The sequence below is a fragment of the Methylibium sp. T29-B genome (genome assembly GCF_000576225.1).
In the GTDB taxonomy this organism is placed as follows: Bacteria; Pseudomonadota; Gammaproteobacteria; order Burkholderiales; family Burkholderiaceae_C; genus Methylibium; species Methylibium petroleiphilum.
Window position 1 is genome coordinate 1 of the sequence record NZ_AZSN01000131.1, and the last position, 10,099, is coordinate 10,099.

Annotated in this window: 9 protein-coding genes and 1 pseudogene; 2 read left to right on the forward strand and 8 right to left on the reverse strand. The window is 66.6% G+C overall.

Annotated elements, in window-relative coordinates; genetic code table 11:
* Positions 1-39: 39 nt before the first annotated feature.
* From Y694_RS16700 to Y694_RS16710, 3 genes are read right to left on the reverse strand one after another with little or no spacing between them, the layout of a single operon-like run.
* Positions 40-498 carry a hypothetical protein gene (locus Y694_RS16700; protein ID WP_051495848.1) on the reverse strand — a complete coding sequence of 153 codons (459 nt, stop codon included), beginning with the start codon at positions 496-498 and terminating at the stop codon, positions 40-42.
* A 33-nt stretch (positions 499-531) separates the two neighbouring features.
* Entirely contained in the window at positions 532-840 is a 309-nt protein-coding gene (locus tag Y694_RS16705; protein ID WP_011829632.1) for an AzlD family protein, read from the reverse strand.
* Entirely contained in the window at positions 830-1,555 is a 726-nt protein-coding gene (locus Y694_RS16710; RefSeq protein WP_036234544.1) for an AzlC family ABC transporter permease, read from the reverse strand. The genes Y694_RS16705 and Y694_RS16710 overlap by 11 nt, the downstream gene beginning before the upstream one ends.
* A gap of 360 nt (positions 1,556-1,915) precedes the next feature.
* On the opposite strand from Y694_RS16710, the gene Y694_RS16715 reads away from it, so the two are divergent.
* Positions 1,916-2,284 (forward strand): DUF1428 domain-containing protein, encoded by a 369-nt coding sequence (locus Y694_RS16715; protein ID WP_036234548.1) that lies wholly within the window; start codon positions 1,916-1,918, stop codon positions 2,282-2,284.
* A 480-nt stretch (positions 2,285-2,764) separates the two neighbouring features.
* On the opposite strand, the gene Y694_RS16720 is transcribed toward Y694_RS16715, so the two are convergent.
* From Y694_RS16720 to Y694_RS22725, 3 genes are all read right to left on the reverse strand, one after another.
* Positions 2,765-3,229, reverse strand: coding sequence for a hypothetical protein (locus Y694_RS16720; protein WP_036234551.1), 465 nt, complete (start codon positions 3,227-3,229; stop codon positions 2,765-2,767).
* A gap of 90 nt (positions 3,230-3,319) precedes the next feature.
* Positions 3,320-6,484, reverse strand: coding sequence for a tetratricopeptide repeat protein (locus Y694_RS27255; RefSeq protein WP_036234553.1), 3,165 nt, complete (start codon positions 6,482-6,484; stop codon positions 3,320-3,322).
* The gene (locus Y694_RS22725) at positions 6,460-7,443 is read right to left on the reverse strand and encodes a restriction endonuclease (RefSeq protein ID WP_051495849.1); all 984 of its coding nucleotides are present in this window, start codon (positions 7,441-7,443) and stop codon (positions 6,460-6,462) included. The genes Y694_RS27255 and Y694_RS22725 overlap by 25 nt, the downstream gene beginning before the upstream one ends.
* 1,618 nt (positions 7,444-9,061) lie before the next feature.
* Between Y694_RS22725 and Y694_RS16740 the strand changes: the two genes are divergently transcribed.
* Entirely contained in the window at positions 9,062-9,250 is a 189-nt protein-coding gene (locus tag Y694_RS16740; RefSeq protein ID WP_036234555.1) for a hypothetical protein, read from the forward strand.
* A 22-nt stretch (positions 9,251-9,272) separates the two neighbouring features.
* Here Y694_RS16740 and Y694_RS16745 read toward each other — a convergent pair whose 3' ends face one another.
* Positions 9,273-9,932 (reverse strand): ABC transporter ATP-binding protein, encoded by a 660-nt coding sequence (locus Y694_RS16745; protein WP_173402809.1) that lies wholly within the window; start codon positions 9,930-9,932, stop codon positions 9,273-9,275.
* Positions 9,929-10,099, reverse strand: a pseudogene (locus Y694_RS24945) (tRNA (adenosine(37)-N6)-dimethylallyltransferase MiaA); the annotation flags it as partial. The gene Y694_RS16745 and the pseudogene Y694_RS24945, both read right to left, overlap by 4 nt.

Consider the following 10,099-nt stretch of genomic DNA (forward strand, 5'->3'; position numbering starts at 1 on the left):
GCCCGAACGCGAAGCGGCCGCAGCAGGCGTCGTCGGCGATCAGCTGCGCCAGGCCGGCGCGGGCGAAGTCGGCGAAGCGCGATCGGGCAGCTCGAAGGCCGGGTGCAGCGACGCGACGGCCGCCAGCACTTCGTCGACGGCATAGGGCGTGGCGCGCGGCGGCAGCGCAGCGCCCAGGCGGAATGCGAACTCGGGCTCGACCACGCGCATGCGGTTGCCGGCGAGCGACAGCGTGGCGCCCATAGCGTGCACGAAGCTGCCGAGAATGCGCCCCGGCAGCGGACCGTCGACCTGGATGTGCGCCTGCCCGGCCGCGCTGGTGGCGGCGATCTTCCAGCCGACCACCGGGCTGCCGGCCACCTGGGCCAGCGCGGCCTGGATCGCATGGCCGGCCGCGGCGTCGCCGGGGCGCAGCGCGTCGGGCAGGGCGTCGATGACGTTGCCCGACTGGCGGCAGCGCCAGAGCAACTGGGCGGCGTCGTGGGCGGCGGGCGGCATGGTCCGGCGATGTTGCCAGACGGGCGCTCGCCGTCAGAACTGCCTGAACACCGCCGCCGCCACGATGCCGGCGGCGATGGCGGGCAGCGGCTTCTTCAGCACGAGCATCACCACCGCGGTGGTCGCCAGCGCCAGCCGCGCGCCGCCGTCGCCCTGCACCGCCAGCGGCGCCAGCAGTGCCATCAGCACCGAGCCCGACATGGCCTCGATGAAGCGCCGCACCCGCGGGCCGATGGGCACGAAGGACATGACGAACACGCCGCCCCAGCGCGTGGCCAGCGTGACCAGCGCCATCACGGCCACGATCAGCAGCGTGCCCCAGCCCAGCGAATCAAGGCTCATCGCGCCGCTCCTTCCAGGCCGTGCCCAGCAGGCCGCCGGCCAGGGCGCCCGCCACCACATGGCTGTTCTCGGGCAGCCAGCGCCAGGCAGCGAGCGAGGCGCCGGCCGCCACCGCCCAGATGGCGAGCAGGCGCAGGTTCTTCACCTGCCCGCCGACCGCCATGGCCAGCAGGAAACAACCCATCACCATGTCCAGCCCCCACCGCCGCGCATCGGCGATCAGGTCGCCCACTTGCGTGCCCAGCCAGGTGCCGACCACCCAGAACAGCCACAGCGCCAGGCCGCCGCCCAGCAGCTGGCCGAGGCCCGGCTGGCCGCGCCCGAAGGCCTGCAGGGTCATGGCCCAGTTGGCGTCCGAGGCCAGCACCATCACGCCGTAGCGCCGGCGCGCCGGCAGCGGGCGCAGCCAGCGGTAGAGCGTGGCGCCCATCAGCAGGTGGCGGGCGTTGATGGCGAACACCGTCAGCACCAGCGGCAGCACCGGCACCTGCGGACCCCACAGGTCGAGCACCGCGAACTGCGCCGCGCCGGCGAACACCAGCGCGCTCATGGTCACCACCCAGCCGGCGTGCAGGCCGTGCTGGGTGGCCGCCAGGCCGAAGGCCGCGCCGAACACCAGCACGAAGGCGGCGATCGGGGTCATCTGCCGGAAGCCGTCCCACACCAGCTGGCGGGTGAGGGCGCCCGGTGCGAGGAGCGGGTCGTGCAGGGTCATGGTGCGTGACTGTGGCCGCTTTGCAGGGTTCCGAAAAGCGCAAAGTTCGCATCACACACTTGCGTTCAGCGGATGCATCGAGAACCGCATGGCACGGCAGCACCGACCGCATCGATCCGGACAAGTAGAACCCGCTGATCATGAAGTTCCAGAAAGAAGTTCCACGGCTGCACGACCGAGCAGCTTCACCCGTCTCGCCTGGGCGAGATTCCCGAGGCGAAGGGTCTGGCGGCACGGTCCGGAAGGGTGGCCTACAGTGCCAGCGGCCCTGTCGATTCAGCCTCCTTTCGTTCGTCGTGAAGGCAGGAGGCGCGCTTGAGCGGGTGCGTCGACCAGTCAACCCTCACCAGGAGTCAAGGCATGTCCTATATCGACGGTTTCGTGATCGCGGTTCCCACGGCCAACAAGCAGCAGTTCATCGAGCACGCACGCCATTTCGACGCGTTGTTCATCGAACTCGGAGCGATCCGCGTGATCGAGGGTTGGGGCGACGACGTCCCCGACGGCAAGGTCACCGATTTCCGCCGTGCGGTCCAGGCGACGGCCGAGGAGACGGTGGCGTTCTCGTGGGTCGAATGGCCGGACAAGGCCACGCGCGACGCCGGCATGAAGAAGATGCTGGAAGACCCGCGCATGGACCCCTCCACCCCCGGCAATCCGCCCATGCCCTTCGATGGCAAGCGAATGATCTTCGGTGGCTTCGAGCAGGTGGTCGAAGTGAAGGCTTGAGCGGCTGGGCCCTGCGGGACCTGGGCCCGCACTGGGGTGCACTACGGTGGACATTTGGCGCACACCACCGGCGCCACCGACTGCTGCAGCGCGCGGTTTTGCGCAAGCTGCACATCTGGTAGCTCGCACTCGGCCCTGCGCAAACAGGTGAGCCCGACGACCGACTAGTGTCGATCAGCGTGAATACGGTTTCGCTGTCCGGATGGCCGCGACCGCTGCGAAACGGGCGTAGCGTCACGAATGGCAGCTTTAGACTGATCTGAGTCAGTCGATTCCCGCTGTTCAAGGACCGCTCTCGCACTCAGTGGTCATTCAAGCGCTTGGGGCACCGATGGCGGCAGTCAGTCGCCTTCAATACGTCCGGCTTTACCCTGGATCAACCGCTATCCCGACACGTCATCGTTAGACCTGTTGCAGCGCAGCATCGACCTCGACCGGGCCATTTCGACCCGTCTTTGCATTCAATCGTGGGCTGAACGCTCAGCCAGGAGGAAGCGGGACGGTGAAGCTGGCCATCAGACGGCCGTCCCAGCCCTCCGTCGTCACCACCGCAGTGGACGTCGTCTTGTCGAGACGAACGACCTGGCACTTTGAGTCGGTGTCGCCCCAACATGCGTGCGGCTCACCGAAGCCAAGGCGCTGAAGTTCGCGCAGTACCCAAGCTCGGTCCTCAACGGTCACCGCGTTGACGCAAGCGTCTTCGCCATCGTGCTCGAAATCGAGCTTGCCGCCGGCGACAACCGGCCGCAGACCGCTTCGCGACTCCAGGGGAACAAGCTCGTCCAGTTTCTGGAAGAAGACTTCAAACTCAGGAGCCCCCTGACTTGGCCCGAACTGGTGCAGCAGCGCCAACCACTCGCCGTGCCGGACGCCGATGGCGATGCAAGGCCCGAGACTGTCCGTGGTCAACACGTCCAACGCGTCGTCAACCACGAACTCGCTCATCGGGACGTCTTGGCTTGCAACGGTGGGGTGCGTGGGAGGCGTCATCACCACATCATAGGGACGGCCCGCCAGAGGGAGCGGCCAACCCCGTCAGCCCCGACCGAACCTCGGTTTGGGCGCAGCAACCAGGAAGGCCTTGCCAGGTTGACTCGCCTTCGTAGCCGTCTCAGCAGCGTCGGCAACCTCGCCCGAAGGCAGACCCTCACCAGGCGCCGGCGGCTGTAACTCCGTCGCGGCAGCAGGGGCGGTGTTCGACTTGTCAGCGACCAACCAAGGAATGGGGCTGCAGAAGACTGCGCGCACAGCGACTGGCCGATTGTCCGGCGCCTCCTTCAGGCGGTCACGAGCGCGAACAAAACGCTGCGCGAAGAACTGCCGTTGCAGGTAGACGCGCTGGCTTCGTTGGACATTGACGGCCCCGTACAGGTGCTCCCTGCCACTGAGCGAATCCGTAAGCTCCTCGACGAAGTTCGAAACGGCAAGGTGGAAGTCGGCGGGGCATTGCTTGTGCCGCATGGCCGCCTCGACGACGTGCTCGAACAACTCCCCGAAGGCGCCGAGATGGATGTGCAGAGTCGCGATTCGCGACAAGAACTCGAACGCGACGCTCACCGTCGAAGCGAACTCGGTATCGGGCGACGAGAGGTAGCCCTTGAAGCGGCGCATGCCTTGCTGCAGGTACGCACCGCCTTGCAAGACCATCCAGGTGAGGTCGCCTGAGCCCAGCGACACAAAGCTCCGGTTGGTCAGAAACTGGCGAATGGTTGCTGCCGCCAGCTTCATCGGGTCGACCAAATCTTTGCTTGCGCAGTGCATCAGCAGTGCTTGGGGCCAGACGCCGGGAACCTTGGCCACCGCTTCCAGGACGAATCGGAACCGACCGTCGAGCGTCAAGACGGTAGCTCCCGTCGATTTGGCGAGCAGCAACACCTCCAGTTCTTCGTCCTGGAGCACCTCAGCCAGGCGCGGCGCCTCTCCTTCGCTCGGTAGCTCGCCGTAGGCCGGCTGCACTTCGCAGTACTGCTCGACTGCGGCAAGCAGCGCCTTGAAGAACTCAATGCGGCGCGCGTGGTACCGAGCGTCGTGCTCGATGAGGGCAAGCTGCCCTTCGACTTCCGTGCTGGTCGCGACACTTCGGTCTTCTTCGGCCTCGCGCACGAGCCCTTCCAGCATCGTCTTGGTCACTGACGACACAAGCACCTTTGGAAGGTGACCGAGCGCCTCTTGAACCCCAAGATTGACGAGTTCGGCGATGGTCATGGCGTCGATGACGTAGACCGCGTCGGGTCGTGCGAGCAGCTGAAGCGCGGCAACGCGCTCTGCCTCGATGCCCGTACCGACAAAGAGCGGCGGTCCTTCAGATGGCCAGCCCAAGACGACTTCAACGGTGCTGCGACCCTGACGTTCGGCGAAGCCGGAGAGCGTCATGTGCCCCGTGGCGTAAACGTCGAAGAGCTGCCGCGCAATGGCCGAAGAGCGCATGACTTCGGCCTTCATATGCGCGAGGTCGCGCTCCCCGTCGCCGGTCATGCCGACAGGGACCATCTTCATGTTCGGCAGCCCGCCCAATTCACGGGCCCGCTCCTGCACGACCTGCAGCATGTGTCGGTACGCCGACTGGATGGCGGTCACCGTGTACGCCTTCGTGTCGCCAAACGCGAGGGCCGGAAGGCTGACCTGTTGCCCAAGCACGGCACCGAGCATCGCCGCCGCCTCCGGTGCGGCTTGGTCCGCGTAGCCTGTGCGCTTCGGCAGCTCTCCTACGTTCGACGGGTCGATGACCAGCTGCGTAGCGTGCCCGAACTCATCAACCAGCGTGACGCAACTGCCCGGCACGACCGCCGGGAGGTTCTCGTCCATGAGCGGCAACGTGCCCGGTGCTGCTACGACCGAGATGAAGTACGCCGACAGCGCCCCCGGCTCATCCAGGTTGCGGCGAAGCATTCGATAGAGCCGACGCATGCCCCGTTCAGCCTCGCCGTAGCGAAGTTCCAGCGTAGCCAGCTGCGCCATCGGCTGAATGCGGCCCTCAAGCAGCTCCGGGACACTGCGAAGGTCGTTCTGAAACTCAGGCGGCGTCGATGAGTGCAGGCTCACGCCCATCTTGAAGACCCAGCTTCCAGCCGCGGTCGGATGCTTCTTCAACTGGGCGTCCATCAACGGGCGCACGAAGGCCCAGTCGGCCGCTTGCTGCCCCAGCTCGATGGCGAGGTTGCGGGTTTCGTCGTTGTCAATCCACTCTGCGGGCAGACCTGCGAGCATCTCCTTGGCCTTGCGCCGGTTGTGAGACCGCACGTAGCACGCGAGCAGCCTGTTGTGCAGGTCGGAGAGGCGACCGGGCGTCACCAGCCGTTCGAACAGGGCCCCGGCCTCGAAGAACCGCCCCATGGAGAACAGCAATTCCGCCAGCATCAGCCGTTGGCCGTCATTGCTCTCCTCGGTGACCAAGGTCTTGGCGCGTTGCACGATGGCGTCGGCCTCCAGCGCGCGGCCTGCACGGTTGAGGACGCGCGCCGCGACGCAGGCAGAAATGAGACCGCCGGTCTCATCGACTTTGGCTGCAATCACCTCGCTGACGGCCGCGTCCTGCTGGTCGGCTCGGGTCAACGCGTCCCAGCGGAGGGCAGCCAGCAGCTCAGCCGTCTCGCTGTCGACGGGGTCTCGCGCCAGCGCTGCGTCCCGCGTCTGCTTCAGCAGCGCCAGGTTTCCGTTCTTGGCGGCGATTTGACCCACGACAGTCAAGCTGGCGTCGTTCATCTCGGCCAGTCGCCCCGTCGCAAGAGCGAGAAGCTCAGTTTCACGGTCCAGCTCGAAGAGAGCGGTCACCTGGGTGCGGAGAATCTCGGCGGAGCGATGCCCCTGCGCCTCAGCGTCCTTGGCAAGAGCCAGCGCGTCGCCAAAGCGGTGCAGCATCAACAACGCGTAGCCGAGGTGGGCGACGGTCTCCGTCACTGACTCGGACTGAATCTGCCAAAGGCGCTCATGCCACGGGTTGAACTGAGCGACCGCGAACTCGAGTGCCTCGGTCTCACGCACCGGCAGCGCGCCCGTCATCGCACCTACCGGGAACCTCGAACCGCACTCAGCGGCGATGCGAAGCGCGTTGGCCCGGATGAAGAACGCAGCTGCGGGATGGTTGGCCGCTTCCTGGCTGAACTTGATGGCTGCGTCCAGATTCCCAGCTTTGAGCTCAGCCTGCGCCAGGAACTGCAGCGTATCGGGCTCTTGCTTCAACGCCTCAGGCACGTCGGACATCCGAACCGGCTCGCCTTGAACGAGGCGGGCGTTGGCCAGCGCGAACCAGACTTGCTGGGAATCAGGGAACCGCTCGAGCGCCGCCTCTCCCGCAGAACTAGCCTCAGGCAGCTTCTTCTCAAGCATGAGCCTCGGACCTGAGCCGCAGCCATGCGTTCGTCGTTCGGGTAGAGCTCGAACGCCTTCAGGAACAGATGGGCCGCCTCTCCGTCGTCCAGGCGCATGAACCAGAGACTGAGGCCCTTCTGCAGGTACCAGCGGGCCTTCTGGTGGGCGTCGAAGGGCCCAAGGTCCTTGCCGACGACGGCTAGGTGGTCGAGCGCGTCGCGGTATCGGCCCGCCTTCAGGAGCTCGTTGGTTCGGTCTAGCTGGTCCGAGATGAGCCGGTCGACGGAGTCGAGCCGGGCAGTCGGAAGCGCAGACATGCCGAGCAGCGTGTCGCGCTGCTCCAGGACAAGGGTCTGCAAGTTGCTGAGAGCCGCGTCCTGTCGGTGGTAGGCGGCGCCAGGGCTGTTCGGTGCGTAGCTGTCTTGAAGGACCGGGAACCGGTCAATGTGATTGCAGATGTCTTCCCAGAACTCCACCTCAACTGGGAACAGCCCCTTGGCTTCGCGCGCGTCGGAGAGTTCCTGAACCTTCTTCAGCAAGGCCGCGTCGTTCGGCGCGGTGGTAGCCAGAATGAGCTTCTTGATGGGCGTGCCGTGCTTGTCGGCCTTTCCGACCTCGTCCACGACGTCGTCCCACTTGACGGGCTTCATCGTGTACTTCTTGCACTGGATACCGACCCGCCCGACGCCAGCTTCCTTCACGAAGACGTCGACGCCACCCTGAACTTGGCCACGACGGCCGTTCATCTTGGGCATCCGGTAATCGAAGACGACGCCGTACACGTGCGCGCACATGCGCTCGAAGTCCGCCTCGTTCTTGGGCGGCGGGATTTCGAAGGGAATCGCGTGCAAGCAGGCCTCCTGAAGTTGTTGTTATCGTTAGCGCCAGATGTGCTCTGGTGCGTGGACCCGTCGCGACGTGGAGACGGGCTCGCTGTGCCTCACATGATGACCCGCCCGCGGTCTCCGTAGCCCATCGGCTCGACTTGCAGCGCGGCAAGATGGTCCAACAGGCCCTTCCGGCAGTTGAACGAGCTGTCTGACGACTGCATCCACGCGCCCCGCTCACGCTCGACCAGGTTGTGCCGAAGGCGTCGCCGGCGTCAAAGCCGCCGTTGAAGGCGCGGACCATGTCGCCCTTGGGATTCACCGCGGCGTGCACAGACAGCTCGTTGAAGCCGGCATCTGAGACAGACCCACGGGCCGGCAGCCCGTTGGGCAGTACGAAGTCGAAGACCTCGCCGCGGCGCATGTTGTCCGGGAAGCGGTTGTCGCCAGGCCGGAGGGTGAACAGCTTCTGCTCCAGGGCGGCGTTCACAGCGCAGACCATCAGGTTGCGCCAGGCCTTCTGCCGCGTCGTCTTGTATTCAATGTCGTAGGCAGAGTCCGGCACCGTCGAGACGACGCCCGGCACGGGCGTGAGGATGGTCATCTCGAAGTCGAACTCTGGGTCGTCCTCGTAGCCGAGCTGCTTCAGGCGCTCGACGAAGCGCTGCGTCTGCAGCAGGGCGAAGGGACGGTCTTGCTCAGGCCCGACCATCGCTGCCTGCATGGCGGCGTGGGTCCGGAAGCCCAGGCTGTGGGCCAGCGCCTCGCTCAGGTGCGACGACTTGACGTGGGGGAACTCGTCGCGGAGCGACTTCTTGAGGGCGGCGAGCGGTGCCTCGCAAAGGGGTGTAGCGGCCATACGGCACTCCAATCTGCGTGGTCGACGTTTCCCGATTACGCATCGACCCGGATTGAAGTCCGTTCGGTGGCGCCAAGTGCTGTGTCTGATTTAACCCGGGAACAGGTTCGGCTCAGACGCCTTGCGGGCATGGTACAGCACCTCTGTCGCTGCGCAGCGGCAAAAACGTGGGGGATGTCGGAGGCGGGTCACTACAGGTGGCATCTGCCAATCCGAAAGACCCCGTGAAGCTCACACCCCTCATTGCAGCAGCGCTACTTGGGGCGGTTGTCGCAGCTGCAACCCTCCTTCATACCGCAACCCCTAGCATCTTGGCGGAATCCACCATCTGCTTGCACGAAGCGGAGCCCGTTGTGCTCGCGCTCCGATACCTAGAGGCACAGGTGCAATCCGGTACCACCTACGCCGACTAAGGCCGGGCCGTGAGTGCCATGACCTTTCTGCCACCACCATTGCAGAAGGTCCGTCGGCAGAACAGCACCGCACGTTCCTGGATGGGCTGGGCCCCGTCTTGTGGGACTAGCAGGCGGCGAAGGACTTTTGGAGCGGAAATCTCCAGGAGCGTACCCGTCCAGCGATGTCACCTTGACGTTCGCCGCGCACTCACGGGTGGCGCTCGCGGTGGCAGCGAATGTCAGCTTGGTGCCGGTGACGGCGCTGTCACCGACTGACGGCCACTGGCAGCAACCGCTGCCAAAGAGCCGCTCAGCACGCGTCAATGACTGGCTGATGAGGAGCGAAAGCGGTCATCACCCGTGAAGTTCCTGTGGCGAGCAGCACCGCATGCAGAGGCGGGCCACCGACCCGCATGCGGACTGTCCGCAAGGTGTCCACGAAGAGTTCATCAGCGCACCGCCACACACCACGCCGGTCGCCACCGCCGCGATCACCTACGCCGGCCGTGCGATCGGCGCCTTCAACGAGTTCGCGGCCGACCCGCAGAAGGCCGTGGCCGAGAACCCCTGCGGCTGAACCGCGAGGCCCGGCCGCGCCTTCAGGCCGCGGCCGGCTGCACGCCCTTCGGCGTGAGCCGCAGCACGCGGTCGGCCCGTGCCGCCGCGGCCGTGGAGTGGGTGACCAGCAGGCAGGCCGTGCCTTGCTGCTTCACCTCGTGAGCCAGCACGTCCATCACCCGCTCGGCGGTGGCGGGGTCGAGGTTGCCGGTGGGCTCGTCGGCCAGGATCAGGCGCGGTCGGTGCACCACCGCGCGGGCGATCGCCACGCGCTGCAGCTGGCCGCCCGACAGTTGTTGCGGCAGTCGCTCGCCCAGCCCGCCCAGGCCCACCGCGTCCAGCACCGACTGCACGCGCGCCGGATCGGGGGCGCCCAGCAGCAGCAGCGGCAGCGCCACGTTGTCGGCCACGCTCAGGTGCGGCAGCACGTGGAAGGCCTGGAACACGAAGCCGAGCTTCGCGCGCCGCAGCAGCGCCAGCGCGCGCTCGGGCAGGGCGGTCACGTCGTCGCCGTCCAGCAGCACGTGGCCGGCATCCACCGTGTCCAGCCCGGCGATGGCGTTGAGCAGCGTCGACTTGCCCACGCCCGATTCGCCGAGCAGCGCGACGAACTCGCCCGCCTCGACGCGCAGCGACACCTGCTCGAACACGGTGCTGTCGCCGTAGCGCTTCGCGAGGCCGTCGATGGCGAGCAGGCTCATGCCGCGGCCTCGCGCTCGTCGACCAGTTGCCGCGCCAGCGCCACCACCTGTGCGCTGGCGTCGGGCGCGTCGCAGGCCACCGTCCGGCGCCACGGCATGCCGCGCAGCCAGGTGAGCTGGCGCTTGGCGAGCTGGCGCGTGGTGGCGGCGCCTTCGGCCTGCAGGCG

What these genes read in the sequence shown, in the direction of transcription:
- Y694_RS16700 (WP_051495848.1), bottom strand. Translation starts at nt 498, where the DNA reads ATGCCGCCCGCCGCCCACGACGCCGCCCAGTTGCTCTGGCGCTGCCGC.
- Y694_RS16705 (WP_011829632.1), bottom strand. Translation starts at nt 840, where the DNA reads ATGAGCCTTGATTCGCTGGGCTGGGGCACGCTGCTGATCGTGGCCGTG.
- Y694_RS16710 (WP_036234544.1), bottom strand. Translation starts at nt 1,555, where the DNA reads ATGACCCTGCACGACCCGCTCCTCGCACCGGGCGCCCTCACCCGCCAG.
- Y694_RS16715 (WP_036234548.1), top strand. Translation starts at nt 1,916, where the DNA reads ATGTCCTATATCGACGGTTTCGTGATCGCGGTTCCCACGGCCAACAAG.
- Y694_RS16720 (WP_036234551.1), bottom strand. Translation starts at nt 3,229, where the DNA reads ATGAGCGAGTTCGTGGTTGACGACGCGTTGGACGTGTTGACCACGGAC.
- Y694_RS27255 (WP_036234553.1), bottom strand. Translation starts at nt 6,484, where the DNA reads ATGTCCGACGTGCCTGAGGCGTTGAAGCAAGAGCCCGATACGCTGCAG.
- Y694_RS16740 (WP_036234555.1), top strand. Translation starts at nt 9,062, where the DNA reads ATGCAGAGGCGGGCCACCGACCCGCATGCGGACTGTCCGCAAGGTGTC.
- Y694_RS16745 (WP_173402809.1), bottom strand. Translation starts at nt 9,932, where the DNA reads ATGAGCCTGCTCGCCATCGACGGCCTCGCGAAGCGCTACGGCGACAGC.